Annotated in this window: 15 protein-coding genes; 4 read left to right on the forward strand and 11 right to left on the reverse strand. The window is 68.9% G+C overall.

Features of this window, described 5'->3' with window-relative positions:
- Nucleotides 1-204 precede the first annotated feature (204 nt).
- The 7 genes from APZ21_RS18125 to APZ21_RS18155 all read right to left on the reverse strand — a co-directional run bounded on the left by APZ21_RS18125 (nt 205) and on the right by APZ21_RS18155 (nt 8,114).
- The gene (locus tag APZ21_RS18125; RefSeq protein WP_239476698.1) at nt 205-1,269 is read right to left on the reverse strand and encodes a methionine synthase; all 1,065 of its coding nucleotides are present in this window, start codon (nt 1,267-1,269) and stop codon (nt 205-207) included.
- Nucleotides 1,270-1,357: 88 nt separating this feature from the next.
- Nucleotides 1,358-2,479 carry a tRNA 2-thiouridine(34) synthase MnmA gene (gene mnmA, locus APZ21_RS18130; protein WP_054814522.1) on the reverse strand — a complete coding sequence of 374 codons (1,122 nt, stop codon included), beginning with the start codon at nt 2,477-2,479 and terminating at the stop codon, nt 1,358-1,360.
- Nucleotides 2,479-3,708, reverse strand: a complete 1,230-nt coding sequence (locus APZ21_RS18135) for a cysteine desulfurase family protein (RefSeq protein ID WP_054814523.1) — start codon at nt 3,706-3,708, stop codon at nt 2,479-2,481. The genes mnmA and APZ21_RS18135 overlap by 1 nt, the downstream gene beginning before the upstream one ends.
- Before the next feature lie 258 nt (nt 3,709-3,966).
- On the reverse strand, nt 3,967-4,464 hold the full coding sequence (locus tag APZ21_RS18140; RefSeq protein WP_239476699.1) for a hypothetical protein: 498 nt from the start codon (nt 4,462-4,464) through the stop codon (nt 3,967-3,969).
- A 203-nt stretch (nt 4,465-4,667) separates the two neighbouring features.
- The gene (locus APZ21_RS18145) at nt 4,668-5,765 is read right to left on the reverse strand and encodes a lysophospholipid acyltransferase family protein (RefSeq protein ID WP_239476700.1); all 1,098 of its coding nucleotides are present in this window, start codon (nt 5,763-5,765) and stop codon (nt 4,668-4,670) included.
- Nucleotides 5,762-6,589, reverse strand: coding sequence for a GNAT family N-acetyltransferase (locus tag APZ21_RS18150; protein WP_054814638.1), 828 nt, complete (start codon nt 6,587-6,589; stop codon nt 5,762-5,764). Before APZ21_RS18150 ends, APZ21_RS18145 begins: the two co-directional genes overlap by 4 nt.
- 241 nt (nt 6,590-6,830) lie before the next feature.
- Nucleotides 6,831-8,114: an NAD(P)/FAD-dependent oxidoreductase gene (locus APZ21_RS18155; protein WP_054814524.1), complete on the reverse strand. Its 1,284-nt coding sequence runs from the start codon at nt 8,112-8,114 to the stop codon at nt 6,831-6,833.
- Nucleotides 8,115-8,226: 112 nt separating this feature from the next.
- Here APZ21_RS18155 and APZ21_RS18160 point away from each other — a divergent pair, with 112 nt between their 5' ends.
- Nucleotides 8,227-9,084 carry a LysR family transcriptional regulator gene (locus APZ21_RS18160; protein ID WP_054814525.1) on the forward strand — a complete coding sequence of 286 codons (858 nt, stop codon included), beginning with the start codon at nt 8,227-8,229 and terminating at the stop codon, nt 9,082-9,084.
- Here APZ21_RS18160 and APZ21_RS18165 read toward each other — a convergent pair.
- The 3 genes from APZ21_RS18165 to APZ21_RS18175 form a co-directional block, all read right to left on the reverse strand.
- On the reverse strand, nt 9,050-9,979 hold the full coding sequence (locus tag APZ21_RS18165; protein ID WP_054814526.1) for a hypothetical protein: 930 nt from the start codon (nt 9,977-9,979) through the stop codon (nt 9,050-9,052). The genes APZ21_RS18160 and APZ21_RS18165 overlap by 35 nt on opposite strands.
- Nucleotides 9,980-10,322: 343 nt before the next feature.
- A complete protein-coding gene (locus APZ21_RS18170; protein ID WP_054814527.1) occupies nt 10,323-11,279 on the reverse strand; it encodes an electron transfer flavoprotein subunit alpha/FixB family protein in 957 nt (318 codons plus the stop codon).
- A gap of 35 nt (nt 11,280-11,314) precedes the next feature.
- Entirely contained in the window at nt 11,315-12,100 is a 786-nt protein-coding gene (locus tag APZ21_RS18175; protein WP_054814528.1) for an electron transfer flavoprotein subunit beta/FixA family protein, read from the reverse strand.
- 191 nt (nt 12,101-12,291) lie between these two features.
- On the opposite strand from APZ21_RS18175, the gene APZ21_RS18180 reads away from it, so the two are divergent.
- From APZ21_RS18180 to APZ21_RS18190, 3 genes are read left to right on the forward strand one after another with little or no spacing between them, the layout of a single operon-like run.
- Nucleotides 12,292-13,080 carry a class I SAM-dependent methyltransferase gene (locus APZ21_RS18180; protein ID WP_054814529.1) on the forward strand — a complete coding sequence of 263 codons (789 nt, stop codon included), beginning with the start codon at nt 12,292-12,294 and terminating at the stop codon, nt 13,078-13,080.
- Nucleotides 13,077-14,711 (forward strand): 1,4-alpha-glucan branching protein domain-containing protein, encoded by a 1,635-nt coding sequence (locus APZ21_RS18185; protein ID WP_082393220.1) that lies wholly within the window; start codon nt 13,077-13,079, stop codon nt 14,709-14,711. The genes APZ21_RS18180 and APZ21_RS18185 overlap by 4 nt, the downstream gene beginning before the upstream one ends.
- Complete coding sequence (locus tag APZ21_RS18190) at nt 14,708-15,970, forward strand: glycosyltransferase family 4 protein (RefSeq protein WP_054814530.1); 1,263 nt, start codon at nt 14,708-14,710, stop codon at nt 15,968-15,970. The genes APZ21_RS18185 and APZ21_RS18190 overlap by 4 nt, the downstream gene beginning before the upstream one ends.
- 1 nt (nt 15,971) lies before the next feature.
- Here the strand turns inward: APZ21_RS18190 and APZ21_RS18195 are convergent, their stop codons facing one another.
- Nucleotides 15,972-17,252: an outer membrane protein assembly factor BamB family protein gene (locus APZ21_RS18195; RefSeq protein ID WP_239476701.1), complete on the reverse strand. Its 1,281-nt coding sequence runs from the start codon at nt 17,250-17,252 to the stop codon at nt 15,972-15,974.
- Between the last annotated feature and the right edge of the window lie 81 nt (nt 17,253-17,333).

The following is a 17,333-nucleotide window of genomic DNA, read 5'->3' on the forward strand; positions in this document are numbered from 1 at the left end:
CGCACGTCGCGACCTGATTCCGCACCCGGAGGGCAGGCCCGCGGACATCGCTTCGCGACCGGGACCCGGGGCTCGCGGCGGCACTCCGACGACGTCCGCGGTGCGCGAGAAACTCGTTCCCGGCGTCGACCGACTCCCTTTCCGACGACTCGGCGCGGTGCCCGCTATCTCACAGCAATACGGTCCACCGCTGATGAGAGACGTTCAGTCGAAGTGCAGCGACTCGGGTTCGTCGGCATAGGCACGCGCGACCTCATCGACCAACGCCAACGCCCGGCGCGCCCACGACAGCGGTGCGCCCGCCAATCCGCAGGCGGGCGCGACGATCACCGAACGGCCGAGAGTGGCGCGCGCGAAACCCAGCCGATCCACCAGCCGCACACCGGGTTCGGCGATCTCACGCCAGGTGACCGGAATCGCGGGCTCGCTCGTCGGCACCAGACCGAGCACGAGATATTTTCCCGCGTCGACGATTTCACCGATGTGATCGAGATCCCGGGTGCCGACCGCCGCCATGTCGAAACCGATGGCTGCCGCGGATGTGCGGCGTAGGAATTCCAGTGCGGGCGGCGCGGCGCAACTGTGCACCACGACCGGCGCGGACTGGGCCTCGATCACCGCCTCCAAAACCGCCAGCGCCTCGGGAGCGGGGACCGCGGGCACGGTGTCCAGCACGCTGACCCCGCGCAGCGAACCCGCGAGCACATCGTTGACCGACGGCTCGTCCACCTGTACCACGACCCGCGCGCCGAGGCGTTTGCCGATCTCCTCCACGTGCCGGGCCAGACCTTCGGCCAGCGACTCCGAGATATCGCGCACCGCACCGTGATCGGTGAGCGCGCGATGTCCGCCGGGCAGTTCGACCCGGGCGGCCAGGGTCAGCGGACCGCACGCCTGCACCTTCAGCACCCGATCGGTACCGACCGAACCGGAGGTCTCCCACACCTCCTCGAGCACGTCGAGATCGGCGCGCAGCAGGTCGCGCGCGCGGCGCGAGAGCGCACCCGGGCGCGCGGCCAGCCGATAGCCGCGCGGTGTCGTCTCGAAGAGCAGGTCGACCAGCACCGCCGACATGCGCCCGACCATATCCGCGCCCGCGCCCCGATCGGGCAGTTCCACCAGATGGGTCAGATCGGTGAGTTCACCCACCACGGTCGTCGCGGCCTCGCGCGGATCGGTCCCCGGCCAGGAACCGACGCCCGTCGCGATGCCGCCGCGCAACAGCGCGGACGGTGTGGTGTCGACTTCCGTCGCGGATTCGCTCGCCACTTCCTCACCTCTGTCATCGCCTCGCCCGGTCCGGCGCTCCGGGCGTCCGGTGGGTAGCACGGAAACGGACCGCCGCCGCGGCGAAATACTACTCGGCCGCGTTCGCGGCCACGCTATCGCCGACCGGGCCCTCGGCCCCGGTGGCTCCGCTGATCGTGCCGCTGCCGATCACCTCGTCGCCCGCCTCGTCGGGCCGGTAGAGCACCACCGCCTGACCGCGCGCGACACCTGTCAGCGGCGCGCGCAGCCGCACCACGAGTCCGTCGCCCGCCGCCGTGGCGATCGCGGGCGCGGTGCCGCCGTGCGCGCGGACCTGCGCCACGCAGTCGATCGGGCCGTCCGGCGCCTCGCCGGAGGTCCACACCGCCCGATCGGCGGTCACGGTCCACACCCGCAGGTCCTCGGCGGAACCGACCCGCACGGTGCCCGACTCCGGGTCGATCGCGGTCACGTAGCGCGGCTTGCCGTCCGCGGCCGGACCCGGCAGACCGAGGCCCTTGCGCTGGCCGACGGTGAATCCGTGCACACCGTCGTGGCGCGCCAGCTCCCGGCCGTCGGAGTCGACCACCGCGCCCGGCCGGATGCCGATCTTCGCGCCGAGGAAGGCACGCGTGTCACCGGAGGGTATGAAGCAGATGTCGTGGCTGTCGGGCTTGTCCGCCACCGCCAGCCCGCGCTCGGCGGCCTCGGCGCGGATCCGCGGCTTGGGTGTGTCACCCACCGGGAACATCGCGCGCGAAAGCTGCTCGGCGGTCAGCACCGCGAGCACATAGGACTGATCCTTGTCGGCGTCGACCGCGCGGCGCAGCACACCGTCCTCGAGCCGGGCGTAGTGCCCGGTGGCCACGGCGTCGAAACCGAGCGCGACCGCCCGATCCGCCAGTGCCGAGAACTTGATCTTCTCGTTGCAGCGCAGGCACGGGTTGGGCGTCTCACCGGCGGCGTAGGAGGCGACGAAATCGTCGATCACGTCCTCCTTGAACCGGTCGGCGAAATCCCACACGTAGAAGGGGATGCCGAGGACGTCGGCCGCGCGGCGGGCGTCGCCCGCGTCCTCCTTGGAACAGCAGCCGCGCGATCCGGTGCGCAGCGTGCCCGGCGTCGCCGAGAGTGCCAGATGGACGCCGACCACGTCGTGCCCGGCGTCGACGGCGCGCGCCGCCGCGACGGCCGAATCCACACCACCGCTCATCGCCGCGAGAACCCGCATCACACACCGCCTTTCGCTCCGGCAAGACCAGCTGCCCTGGCTCGCTCCACCACCTGCGGGAGTACGTCGGTCAGGGCGTCGACGTCGGCGAGCGTCGAGGTGTGCCCCAGGGAGAAGCGCAGCGAACCCCGCGCCTGCCACGGCTGCACGCCCATGGCGATCAGTACGTGACTGGGCGAGGCCACACCCGCGTTGCAGGCCGAGCCCGTCGAACACTCGATACCGGCGGCATCGAGCAGCATGAGCAGCGAATCGCCCTCGCAGCCCGGGAACGTGAAGTGCGCGTTGCCCGGCAGCCGCCGTGCGCCACGCGGTCCGTTGAGCTGTGCGTCCGGCACAGTCGCCTCGATCCGGGCGATCATCTCGTCCCGCAGCGTACTCAATTCGGCACTGCGCGTGGACAGTTCGACGACCCCTTGGCGCAGCGCCACCGCGAGCCCGACCGCGCCCGCGATATCGGAGGTGCCCGACCGCAGATCCCGCTCGTGCCCGCCGCCGTGCAGCAGCGGCACGCACGGCACTTGCCGACCGAGCAGCAATACCCCGATACCGTGCGGACCGCCGAGCTTGTGCCCGGTCACACTGGCCGCCGACAGTCCGCTCGCACCGAAATCCACCGGCACCTGCGCGGCCGCCTGGATCGCGTCACTGTGCATCGGCACGCCGAATTCCGCCGCCACCGCGGCCAATTCGGCGATCGGCGCGATCGTCCCGACCTCGTTGTTGGCCCACATGACGGTGACGAGCGCCACCTCGTCGGCGCACTCACTCAGCACCGCGCGCAACGTCTGCGGCGACACCGTGCCCTCCGCGTCGACCGGCAGCCAGCTCACCTGCGCGCCCTCGTGCCGCTCGAGCCACTCCACGGCATCGATCACCGCGTGGTGTTCCACCGAACTCGCGACGATCCTGGTCCGGCGCGGCTCGGCGTCCCGGCGCGCCCAGAAGATCCCCTTGACCGCCAGATTGTCGCTCTCGGTCCCGCCCGAGGTGAAGATCACTTCCGAGGGCCGCGCCCCCAGATCCGCCGCGATCGACTCCCTGGCCTCCTCTAGCGCCCGCCGCGCCGCCCGCCCCGACCCGTGCAGCGAGGACGCGTTACCCGGCCGCGCGTACGCGGCCGTCATCGCCTCGACGGCGGCGCCCAGCACGGGTGTGGTGGCCGCATGATCGAGGTAGACCGTCTGGGGCGCACCACCGGTGACCGAGCCCGAAAAAGCCGACTTCATGACATATAAACCCTATCCCACCATGACCTGCGCATCCGTGGGGCATCCCCCGCTGTCCACGATTCGTCCACCACATGCAAGCCGATACGGTCCCGACGGTATTCCCGTCCACCGCGCGCACAGCTCATCCGCGGCCGCTGCCCGCTGTGCGGGCGGCCGAGCGATGTCCTCGTCCGCGGTGACCCGCTGGACGGAGGCCACGGCGCGGACCGTCCGAGCGCCAGGTCAGCGTTATGACGCAGCGGCGGCCGTGGTCTGCTACCGCCCTTCGCGGGCCATCTCCTGCAATGTGGCGAAACGTGATTCGAGGTATTCGTATTCGGCTTCATCGAGCACGGTCCGCCGGATACCCGCCTCGACCAGGAAAGCTCCCTGCCGATGGTCGTCGATCACCTCGATATCGATGGCGACCGCGACGTAATCCTCGGCGTCGGGCATCGGGTCGGCCAGCACGCGCGCGGAGCCGCGCGCCGACAGCGCCACATTGCCACCGCCGAGGATCACCAGCGCGACCTCGGCGCGTTGCCGCAGGCGCTCGAGCGAGCCGCGATTGTTGCGCAGGCTCAACAGGATTCGGCGGTCACCGGCCCGAACCGGCCACGACACGGGAATCGCGTGCGGCGCGGGATCGGAGGTCACAAGCACCGCGATGGTGTCACGCGGCCACTCCGGCAACACCCCCAACTCAGGATGTCCGCCGGCCGCCGTCGGCGCGACCGCGCAATCCTGCTGACGTTCCCGAGCTTCAGCCACCATGTCCCTACTACCTCACGCTCACCCCGACACGGACCAGCTCCCCCGAACATCAGTGTAGCCCCGACGAACCGCCACCCTCGTGGAAAACCCAACCGCGTCATCGGAATACCGGGACGCACCGAATGCGTTCCCCGCCTTCACCGAATACGCCACCGCGCCGCGCACGGTCACGATGGACCGTGCGCGGCGCGTGCGGGTGTGGACTAGGCGGTTTCGGGGATGGTGCGGGTGGCGTCGCGGCCACGGCCCCGGAAGAGGGCCACGGCCCGGCGGCGCATGCCGGGACTGCGGCGCGGGATGGCCGGGGCCGGGTCCTTGACCCGAGTGGCGCTTGCCTCGATCCACTCGGTTGAGCTGCGGCTGTGACCGGGCCGTTCGGCGCCGCGAACGGCCGCCTCACAGCGACGAGCCAGGTCACGGCGGTCCAGGCCGGGATATTCGAGCGGTTCGAGGCGGACCTCCGCGACCATGCCGCGCGAGCGCAGGATGCGCGCGGCGGAGGTGGCGAAGGTGTCCTCGCCGACGAATCCGCAGACCGAGCACCGGACGCCGCTTCGATCCAGGTAGCGCAGGCGCACCGGCTGGACGTAGGTCCCGGCGTCGACGGCGGCCTGGAACAGGGCCGGTCGCATGCGTCCGTACGCGCGGCCGCACCAGGTGGTGCCCTCGGGGAAGGCCGCGATCCGCTCGCCCGCCGACAAGCGCGCGGCGATGGTGTCGACCACGCCGGGCAGCGCACGCAGCTTCTCGCGCTCGATCGGGATGATCCGCATGAGCTTGGCCAGCCCGCCGAGCAGCGGCCAGTCGATCAGATCCGCGCGGGCCACGAATCCCAGCGGCTGCACCGCGGCCAATACGACCACGTCGCTCCAACCGATGTGTCCGGTGACCACGAGCACACCGGTGTCGTCGGGAGCGAAGCGCACGCGTTCGGAGTCCTCGGTGGCGCCGCGATCGTCACGGCGCAACGCGGCCCCGAGCTGGGTGACCAGATCGGGGCGGTCGGGTTCGCTGACCGCGGCCGCCGCGACGCGATTGTCGACGACCCGAAGTCGCATGCCGAGGCAGCCGAGCAGCGCGTGGGCGTACCCGCGCTGCACGGACTGACGGCGGGCCCGCGGGGTCGCCGCGTTCACCAGGGGGAAGCTGATCAACAGCCCCGCCACCTGAGCCAGGCGGGCGATCACCCGCGCGGTGCCGACCTGATCGACGGTGTCGATGCAGCCGGGCCCACAGGAGCTCGACGGCATCCACGCGTGGACGGCCTGTGCGGGCGGAGCGTCGAACACCACGGGCCTCACCGCCCCCCGTCGAAGGTCGCGGCCGCGTCCTGTAGCCGGTTGAGGTAGCGGGTGTTGATCGTGTCGAGCCCGAGCAGCACGACGAAATCGGCGACGGCGAAATCGGGATCGTGCGCGGGCTCACCGCAGATCTCGGCGCCCAAGCGCAGGTAGCCACGCAACAGCGGGGGCAGCTTCGGCCGCGAGGGCGGGGTCAGCTCATCGAGGGTCTTACCGTCGACGATGACCGGATTGTACGGGTGCACGCGCTTTTCCGGGTCGGACCCGTGCCTGCCGAGCACCAGGTCGCGCACGCCGCGCACGTTCACGCCGACCGGATCGTTCGGGGTGTTCTGCATGGGCACCGAGGCGCAGCCCATGACCCAGTCGTAACCGGTGAGCTGGATGTAGTGCAGGATGCCCGCCCACATGAGGGTGAGCACCGAGCCGTTGCGGTGATCGGGAACCACGCAGGCGCGGCCCATCTCGACGATCCGGTGGCCTGTCGGATCCAGCTGTTCCAGATCGAATTCGGTGGCCGTGTAGTAACCGCCCGCCGCGGCAACCCGGTCCGGGGGCAGCATGCGGTAGCAGCCGACGAATTTGTCGCTGACATCGTCACGGACCAGCATGTGGTCGCAGTGCAGGTCGAACCGGTCGGCGTCGAGGCCGGTGCCGGTGTCGGGCAGGTGGAAGCCGGGCTCGTTGGCGAAGACGCTGTAGCGCAGCCGCTGCGCGGCCTCACGATGTTCGGCGTCGGACGCGACGACCAGCGAGTACCGGGACCGTTCCACCCCTGAGTCCGTCGGCCTACCCGGGGCTGTCAACACGGACGAAATAGTCATATCCGTGATGAAGCCGGCCTCAGAATGCGATGGAGCAACCTCGAAGTGTCGCTTCGATGCAACTTCGGTGAACGCGACGACCGTCACACCGAGCGTTCACCGGCCCTTAGTGTCATGTTCGCGTCTTCGCGACACGAACGCCGCCTTCGCCCTGATAGGAGACCTTTCCGCGACGCGCGGCCGCAGCCGGGAACGCGCCGGCGCCGCCCCGGTGAGAGGCGGCGCGCATAGCCGCGCTCGGTCAGGCGGCCAATCTGTCGGTCGCGGACCGGACCTGCTCGCGGGTGCGATCCACCTCGTCGAAACCGGGTCGGCCGCTGCCGATGAAGGCGATCAGCCACGAGGCCACCGCGGCGAACCGATTGCGGAAGCCGACCAGATAGAACAGGTGCACCGCCAACCACATGCCCCAGGCGACCACACCGCGGAAGCTGATGTGCTCGTTGAGTTTCGCCACCGCGCTGAAGCGGCTGATAACGGCCATGCTGCCCTTGTCCCAGTAGACGAACGGGGTGCCGGGACGCTTCTTACGGCGGATGATGTCGGCGGCGTGCCTGCCTTCCTGCATCGCCACCGGCGACTGGCCGGGGTAGCGGTTGAGCGAGGTCATGTCGCCGATGGCGTATATATCGGCGTGACCGCCCACCGTGAGGTCGGGATTGACGAGAAGCCTTCCGGCGCGGTCGGTTTCGCATCCCGTGGCCTCGGCGAGGATTTTCGCGAATCCGCCCGCCTGCACACCGGCCGACCACACCACCGTCTCGGCGGCGATGCGCCGCTCCACGCCCGCCTTGTCCTTGACGGTCACCTTGCCGGGTTCGATATCGGTGACGAACGTGTCGACGAGCACTTCGACGCCGCCCTTGGTGAGCGAGTCCTTCGCGTACTCCGACAGTCCGCCGCCGAAGGGCGGCAGCACCTCGGCCGCACCCTCCACCAAGGTCACCGAAACCTCTTGGCGGTAGTAGCGTTTCGACAGTTCCTTCAACTGGCCCGCGACCTCGACGCCGGTCGCGCCCGCACCGACGACAACGAAGCTCAACAGCCGCCGCCTGCTCTGCTCGTCCGCGCCCGCCGCCTCGGCGAAGACGCGCTCGATCTGCGCGCGCAGGGTCCTCGCGTCCTCGATGGTCTTGAGCGAGAACGTCTTCTCCGCGAAATCGTCACGGCCGAAATAGGATTGCGACGCGCCGGTGGCGGCGATCAACGAGCCGTAGCGGATTCGGCTCTGTCGGCCGTCGTGTTCGTAGGTCAGTTCCGCGCGGTCGGCGTCGATCGCGACGACCTTGCCGAGCCGCACGTCGGCGCCGCGATGCTTGCGCAGGATCGACGCGATCGGCGGGGCGATCTCCTCCGAGCCGAGCACACCGGTCGCGACCTGGTAGAGCAACGGCTGGAACAGGTGCTCGGGGGTGGCCGAGATCAGCACATAGTCGACACCCGACTTCGACAGTTGTTTGGCAGCGGCGAGCCCCCCGAATCCCGATCCGACGATGACTACGTCCGCAAAGTCCACTTGTTCCATGACAGCCTCCTTCACTCATTATCAACCGTCATTCGGAACGCAGATATTTCGGGCGTTCAGGCGCATAATGGAGATGACTCTTATCTAGATCATTCATGAATGGGAGCTTGTCGTGGAGCTTCGACAACTGGCATACTTCGTCGCCGTCTGCGAGGAGCTGAGCTTCAGCAAGGCCGCGGCGCGCTGTTTCATCTCGCAGTCGGCGATCAGCCACCAGATCGCCCGACTCGAACGCGACCTCGGCGTGTCGCTTTTCGAACGCTCGACCAGGGCCGTTGTCCCCACCGAAGCGACCAATCGGCTACTCCCGCTGGCAAAACAGATGCTCAGCCTGGAAACCGCGATCCGCGCGGCCGTCCGCAACACCGGACACCGTATCCGATTGGCCGCCAACATGTCCTTTGCGACCCGGTCGCTGTCGGCCATCGCCGCCGCCCGCGCCGCCCACCCGGACGCCGAGATCGAATTCGTCATCAAACCGTTCCGTCAGCGGGTCACCGCGGTCGCCGACGGTGATTGTGACCTTGCTCTCATCCGCGGCAGCGTCGCCCAACCCGGGCTCACCGTGGAACAACTGTGGGTCGAGGATCTTGTGATCGCCACCACATCCGGCCACCCCCTCGCGGGCCGCGACACCGTCACCCTCGCCGATCTCAGCCCCTACCCCCTGCTGCTGCCCCCCGAACAGGAACAGGTGCTGCTGCACACCGTGATCCGCACCGCCTTCGCCGATCTGCCCACCGGCCCCACCTTCGGACCCCCCATCCCTCCCGACCACACCGCTCCCATGGAACTCATCAACCGCCCCGACGCCTGGACGGTCCTCTACGCCGACAGCCCCACCGAGGGCCTGGTGGTCCTGCACCTCACCGAACACCGCCTCCGAATCCCCGTGTCCGCCATAGTCCGAGACGACGCCCGCCCCTCCCCCATCCTCACCACCCTCCTGCGCACCCTCCACCGCACCTGAACGCGTTCGGCGAATCAGCTCGGATTTCGTGCCGCGAGGGCTCCTCTCGACGCAGCAGACGTTCATGCACACGAGGAAGGCCCGCCATGGCGTTGCGATCCAGCACGATTCGCGAGGCGCTGACGCCGGGCGGAGGTTCGGTGGCGGCCCAGTCGAACGACAGATCCAGCACGCGAACCTGCGCCGGCTGCGTCAACTCCAGCACCGATTCCACCAAACTCGCGCTCAACCCCAATTCGGCAATGCGGTCGAGGGCCGACTCGTCCCAGTCCAAGGCCAGTTTTCGGGTCGAAGCGAGGCCCGTCGCCAGCGTCGTCATCACCCGACGGGGAAACGGCACCGCGGACCCACCGAAGTCGCCGAGACGGGCGACAACGGTGAACACGAAACCACCGCGTTTGGTATGCCCCAGCCGCATGTCGTCTTCCAGAAAGTTCGTGACGGTCGCCGACCGGGTTCCTCGGTGCGAACAAGTGGGATCATCGGCGGTGGTCGCGGCGGCCTTCATCATGGTGAACAGCGCCCGCAAGGTAGCCTCGGCCTGGCGAAACGGAATGGTGGCGTCGATCATCTCCTGATCGAGACCCACGAAGAATAGATCCGCCGGAGATTCGCTGATCCGCTCGGCGAGGTGTGCTGGATCCCAGTCGTACACGGCCGCCAACATTTGCAGAGTTTCGCGAAATCGCCGGGGGAAGTCGGCGTAGTCGGTGGCCAACGGCACCATGATCCGCCCGCGAACACCGTCCCGCCCCGGGAGACGCCACACCTCCCTGACATCCCGATCACGACTTTCCAGCTGCCAACCGTGGGTCGCGAGATACCGCGAGACGGCAGGTGGCGAAAGTGTCGATGCGACCTCCCGCAGGGAGTCCAGCGGCAGATCCTTCACCATCCCCTCCTTTGCCGATCGTGGGCTTGATGTCGAGCAGAGCGTCTACGAACAGGCTGCCTCTTAGTATTCGGATCGTCTTGCCGGCCTTGTCATCCTCGATCTGGCCCGGATCAGTCGGCCGGACATCGGTCGACCGCCGTCCGGGTGCCCTGCGCGAATATGGCTGTCCGACTTGGTATCTGCCACTGAATACTCCCCCTTACACTCTCACGCATCGCGGGTACGCCATCCCACCGTAACCGAAACCTATTGCGGCGACCAGCTTTACGGTCCGGGCAGGAACCCGGATACGAGAACGGCCCCGGACTCAGGTCCGGGGCCGTTCTTCGCGGGGTGAGGGGGATCAGCCCTTGTGGTTCTTCACCGCTTCGGTCAACTGGGGGGCGACGTTGAACAGGTCGCCCACGATGCCGTAGTCGGCGATCTCGAAGATGGGGGCCTCTTCGTCCTTGTTTACCGCGACGATGGTCTTCGAGGTCTGCATGCCCGCGCGGTGCTGGATGGCGCCGGAGATGCCAAGGGCGACATAGAGCTGCGGGGAGACCGTCTTACCGGTCTGGCCGACCTGGAACTGACCCGGGTAGTAGCCGGAGTCGACCGCGGCGCGAGAGGCGCCGACGGCCGCACCGAGGGAATCGGCGAGCGCCTCGACCACCGAGAAGTTGTCGGCGGAACCGACACCGCGGCCACCGGAGACGACAATGCTCGCCTCGGTGAGTTCGGGACGGTCACCGGCGACGACCGGTTCGCGCGAGACGACCTTGACCACGCCCTCTTCCTGGGCGGGGACGTCGACGGTCACCTTCTCGCCCGCGCCCGCCGAGGCCGTGGCCTCGATCGCGCCGGGGCGCACCGAGATCACCGGCACATCGCCGGTGGCCTTGGCGTCGACGGTGAACGCGCCACCGAAGATGGAGTGCACGGCCGAGCCGTCCTCCTTGACGTCGATGACGTCGATGAGCAGACCGGAGCCGATGCGCGCGGCGAGGCGACCCGACACCTCCTTGCCCTCGGCGGTGGCGGCGACGATGACCGCGGCCGGGGAGACCGACTCCACCAGACCGGCGAGCACGTCGACCTTCGGGGTGACCAGGTAGTTCTCCACATCGTCGGATTCGGCGATATAGATCTTGTCGGCGCCCGCGGCGGCCAGGGCGTCGGCCAGCTTCTCCCCGGTGCCCGCGGCGCCGAGCACGACGGCGGCGGGCGAACCGAGGGTCTTCGCGGCGGTGAGCAGTTCGGTGCTGACCTTCTTGATCGCACCGTCGGCGTGCTCGACGAGCACGAGTACTTCTGCCATGTGTGTTCTCTCCTAAGCAGTCTCGGTCGCGGCGATCAGATGATCTTCTGGCCGATGAGGTACTGGGCGATCTTCGTGCCGCCGTCACCCTCGTCCGCGATCTTCTCGCCCGCGGTGCGCGGCGGCTTCGGCGTGGCGGCGGTGACCGCGGTGCCGGCGTTGGCGACGCCGACGGTCGACGGGTCGACACCGAGGTCGGCGAGGGTGAAGGTCTGCACTTCCTTCTTCTTCGCGGCCATGATGCCCTTGAAGGACGGGAAGCGCGGCTCGTTGATCTTCTCGGTGACCGAGACGATCGCGGGGAGGGTCGCCTCGAGCTTGAAGACACCCTCGTCGGTCTCGCGCTCGCCGGTGACCCGGTCGCCGTCGACGGTGAGCTTGCGCAGGTGGGTCAACTGCGGCAGGCCGAGGTACTCGGCGATGATGGCGGGCACCGCACCCGCGCGGCCGTCGGTGGCCTCGTTGCCCGCGATGACCAGCTCGACGCCTTCGACCTGTCCGAGGGCCGAAGCGAGCACCCACGCGGTCTGCACCGCGTCGGAGCCGTGGATGGCCGGGTCGTTGATGTGGATGGCCTTGTCCGCGCCCATGGAAAGGGCCTTGCGGATGGCTTCGGTGGCCCGGTCGGGCCCGGCGGCCAGCACGGTGACCTCGCCGCCCTGGGCTTCCTTGATCAGCAGCGCTTCCTCGACGGCGCGCTCGTTGATCTCGTCGAGGACGGCGTCGGCCGCTTCGCGATCGAGCGTGTAGTCACCATCGGTGAGCTTGCGCTCGGACCAGGTATCGGGGACCTGCTTGATGAGTACGACGATGTTCGGCATCGGTCTTCGTCGACCTCCTGTTCTGGGGGCGTGTATCCGGTGGTCGCACGAGCTTGGCCGTACGTCCGTGTGAGTAGCTCGGCCGTGACACTACCCTACGTTAAGTTACTCGTGGGTAACTTAGCTTCTGCTCTCTCACAACACCGGTCCGGCCGATATCGTGCGCGGGCGCTACCAGTAACGTCGGACGGATGAGCGAGGCTGTGATCCCTGCCGCAGTAACCGACCCGGCCATCGGCATCGAACCGCTGCCGCTGACCGGTGAGCGAACCGTGCCCGGCATCGCCGAGGAGAACTACTGGTTCCGCAGGCACGAGATCGTCTACGCCCGACTGCTCGACCGCTGCGCGGGCAGGACCGTGCTCGAGGCCGGTTCCGGCGAAGGATACGGCGCGGACATGATCGCCTCCGTCGCCCGCAGGGTCATCGGACTCGACTACGACGCGAGCGCGGTCGCGCACGTGCGCGCGCGGTACCCGCGCGTGGAAATGATCCAGGGCAACCTCGCCGAGCTGCCGCTCGATGACGAATCCGTCGACGTGGTGGTGAATTTCCAAGTGATCGAACACCTCTGGGATCAGGGCCAGTTCCTGCGCGAATGCCTACGGGTGCTGCGCCCGGGCGGTGAACTGCTCATCAGCACGCCGAACCGGATCACGTTCTCCCCCGGACGCGATACCCCGCTCAATCCGTTCCACACCCGGGAACTGAACGCGGCCGAACTCACCGAACTGCTCGTCGAGGCCGGATTCGACATGCCGACCATGACCGGCGTGCACCACGGCCCGACGCTCGAGGCGCTCGACGTCAAGCACGGCGGCTCCTTCATCGACGCCCAGATCGAGCGGGCGCTGGCCGGTCGGCCGTGGCCCGCCGACCTCACCGCGGATGTCGCCGCGGTCACCATCGATGATTTCACCCTTCGCACCGAAGACATCGACGCGAGCCTCGACCTGGTCGCCATCGCGGTGAAGCCTTGAGCGAGGAAGTACCCGGCCAGTTCACCCTGGTCCTGCATTCCCATCTGCCCTGGCTGGCCCACCACGGGCGCTGGCCGGTCGGCGAGGAGTGGCTCTACCAGTCCTGGGCGGCGTCGTATCTTCCCCTCGTCGAGGTGCTGAGAACCCTTGCGGCCGAAGGCCGTACACATCTGCTCAGCCTCGGTATCACCCCGGTGCTCGCGGCCCAGCTCGATGATCCGCACTGCCTGTCCGGTATGCACCACTGGCTCGGCAACTGGCAGCTGCGCGCCGACGAGGCCGCGATGGCGGGCAATCTCACGCTCGGACGGCACGAACACCGCCTCGCCGCCGCCGCGCTCGCCGATTTCGAGCGCACCTGGCGCCACGGCGCCTCGCCGGTCTGGCGGCAGCTGATCGACGCCGAGGCCATCGAACTGCTCGGTGGGCCGCTGGCACACCCCTTCCAGCCGCTGCTCGATGCCCGGCTGCGCCGATTCCAGCTGGTCGAGGGTCTGGCGGACGCCCATCAGCGCTGGGGTCGCACCCCGCGCGGCATCTGGGCTCCCGAATGCGGCTACACCCCCGGTATGGAGGCCGAATACGACGCCGCCGGTGTGACGCATTTCATGGTCGACGGACCCGCACTGCGCGGCGACAGCAGCCTCGGGCGGCCGGTGCGCGATGCCGAGGTCGTCGCGTTCGGCCGCGATCTCCAGGTGAGCTACCGGGTCTGGTCACCCAAGTCCGGCTATCCGGGCCATGCCGCCTACCGTGATTTTCATCACTACGATCACGCGACCGGTCTCAAACCGTCGCGGGTCACCGGCAAGACCGTCGCCGGTTCGGACAAGGCTCCCTACGATCCCGAACTCGCCGCCGCCGCCGTGCACCGCGACGTCGAGGATTTCGTGCGCACCGTGCGCGACCGGCTGCGTGCGGAATCGGCGCGCATCGGCCGACCCGCGCTGGTCGTGGCCGCATTCGACACCGAACTGTTCGGCCATTGGTGGCACGAAGGACCGCAGTGGTTGGCCGAGGTGTTGCGCGCCCTGCCCGAAGCCGGCGTAACCGTCGGCACGCTGGCCGACGCCAGGGCTCGCGGCTATGTGGGCGAACCGGTGCCGCTGGCCGACTCGTCCTGGGGCTCAGGTAAGGACTGGCGCGTCTGGGCGGGCGATCAGGTGCGTGACCTGGTCGAACTCAATGACGATATCGTCCGGCTCGCACTGGACACCATCGACAAGATGCGTGAGAGCGGCGGCGAATCCGAGGACCGCGGCGCATCCGCCCTGCGCGACCCCGTCGCCGACCAATTGCTCCGCGAAGCCATCCTCGCCGTGTCGAGCGACTGGGCCTTCATGGTCAGCAAGGACTCCGCGGCCGAGTACGCTCGCGGCCGCGCCCACCGCCACGCGCACGCCGTGCGCGAGATCGCGGCCGCGGCCGGGGCGGGACAGGTCGCCAAAACCCGGCAGTTGGCGGCAGGATGGGGAACGGACGACGGACTCTTCCCCGGCCTGGACGCCAGAAGACTCGGAGCGCGACACGAGGCGAACACGACGGCCCCGACGTGCGCCGCCGGGGCGCACGCCACGGCAGCGGAAGCGGAAGCCGCCAACGAAGGCCCGGCTGGAGAAAGACGCGCATGAAGATTCTGATGGTGTCATGGGAGTACCCGCCGGTCGTCGTGGGCGGGCTCGGCCGCCACGTCCACCACCTCGCCACCGAACTCGCCGCGGCGGAACACGAGGTCGTCGTGCTGGCCCGACGGCCCTCCGGCACCGACCCAAGCACCCACCCCACCCACTCCTTCGTCGCCGAGGGCGTGCTGGTCGTCGCGGTCGCCGAGGATCCGCCCTGCTTCGACTTCGGCGCGGACATGCTCGCGTGGACGCTGGCCATGGGCCACGCGATGGTGCGCGCGGGCGTCGGACTCGGCAAACCCGGCATCGGCGACGGTTGGGTCCCCGACGTGGTGCACGCGCACGACTGGCTCGTCGCCCATCCGGCCATCGCCCTGGCCGAGTACTACGACGTGCCGCTGGTCTCCACCATCCACGCCACCGAGGCGGGCAGGCACAGTGGCTGGGTCGCGGGCAAGGTCAACAAACAGGTCCACTCGGTGGAGTGGTGGCTGGCCAACGAATCCGACGCGCTCATCACCTGCTCGGCCTCCATGCGCGACGAGGTGGAACGGCTGTACGGGCCCGAACGCATCCCCATGACCGTCATCCGCAACGGAATCGACGTGGGCGCGTGGACCTTCCGGCCCCGCGCACCCCGCAGCGGACCGCCGCGTCTGCTCTACGTGGGCCGCCTGGAGTACGAGAAGGGCGTACAGGACGCCATCGCCGCGCTGCCGCGCATCCGTCGCGCGCACCCCGGCACCACACTCACCGTCGCGGGCATCGGCACCCAATTCGAATGGCTGCGCGAACGCGCCCGCATCCACCGCGTCGCCCGCGCCGTCACCTTCGCCGGACAACTCGACCACCAGGCTCTGCTCGGCTGGCTGCACGGCGCCGACGCCATACTGCTGCCCAGCCGCTACGAACCCTTCGGCATCGTCGCGCTCGAGGCCGCCGCCGCGGGCACCCCACTCATCACCTCCACCGCGGGCGGACTCGGCGAAGCCGTCATCGACGGCGTCACCGGCGCCTCCTTCGAACCCGCCGACGTGGACGGACTGGTCGAGGCCGTACGCGCGACCCTCGACGATCCCGCCGCCACCCAGCAACGCGCCTACGCCGCGCGCGAGCGGCTCACCGCCGACTTCGCCTGGGATGTGGTCGCCGCCGAGACCGCACTGGTCTACTCGGCCGCGAAACGCCGGGTCCGCAATCCGCTCGGCCGCCCCAACATCGTGGAACGGCCACTGCCGGAACGGGATCCGGGCAATCCCTGCTGAACTACTTCTCCGGTTCGAAGGCGAAGACCTCGCCGATCCAGGTCGCAACGACAACCTGGCCATCGGCGCCGACCGCGGTACCGGTGGTGCCGCCCGTCGCATCCGGCAGCACATCGGAGTCGATGGTCTCGCCGGTCTCGGTGTCGAAGGTGATCAGACTCAGCCCCTTACCGATCGCGGCCACCGTGTAACCGGTACCGCCCGCGGTCTGCACCGGATTGCCGCGCAACGCCAGATCCTTACGCTCCCAGACGATCTCGGACCGCTCGCCATTGTCGCGCACCGCCAGCAGATAGCCCTCGTCGCCCGCGGGCATGATCACGCCATCCGCCGACACCGACAGCCCGCCACGCGGCGTGAAGCCCAACTGCCGCACCCACTTGGTCCGGCCGTCGGCGGTGTCGAGGGCGAGCAGCCGATTGGTGTTGTCGCCCACATACAGCGTGGAGCCGTCCGCCGACACCGTCGGACTCGTCGCGCTGCCCTCGGCCAGAACGTCCGCGCTCCACTGCTGGGTCACCGCGCCGCCGCGGTAACTCAACGCCACCAGCGAGGCGACCGGCTTACCCGGCTTCCACACCGTCACGAAGAAACGACCCGACTCCGCGTCCACCGCAGCGATATTCGCAACCGCACACTGCGGACCGCCGGTCACACAATCATCGAGACCCGCGCCCGCGGCCGGACGGGTCAGATCCGGATACGCCAGGAAATCGGCCTCGCCCAGCAGTTGTAGCGTCGGCACCTCGCGCGCGCCCGTCTGCCTGCTCAGCACGTCCACCTGACCCGACTGCGTCACCGTCAGCACCCGGCCGTCGCCGGTGAACTGCACCGACACCGGCACTCCCGCCACCGGCGTACGCCAGCGCGGCTGCCCCAGATAGTTGAACGAATTCACCGCGCCGTCGTCGCCGACATAGACATTGCCCATACCGTCCACCACCGACGGCGAGGACACGGCGTTCGGGCCCAACTGATTACAGAAACGCTTACGGCCGGTCGGCATCTGGAACGACAGGATCGCGCAGCCGTTGGGAGTCCGGGTCGTCAGATAGATCTGGCCCTCCGCGCCGATCGACACCGGACGCTCCACCGGCCCGCCCACCGGACGCGACCAACTCAACGCCATCCGCCGCGAACCCGTCACCGACGTCACCCCGCCGTTGCGGCCATCGTGATAGGCGGCGGGCCAACCCTTCCCCGAACCCACCGTGATGTCGTCGACATCGGTGCCGCAGCCCGCCACCGCGACCGACACGGCCAGCAACGCCAGTACGGACACAGGGAAACGCGGGCGGCTGTATTCAGCCCGCATATTGCCGGTTCGCACCTGCTCTACTCCCCTCGGGGTCGATGGCCGCAC

Origin of the sequence: Nocardia arizonensis (assembly GCF_001310275.1) — a bacterium.
GTDB classification, from domain to species: Bacteria; Actinomycetota; Actinomycetes; order Mycobacteriales; family Mycobacteriaceae; genus Nocardia; species Nocardia arizonensis.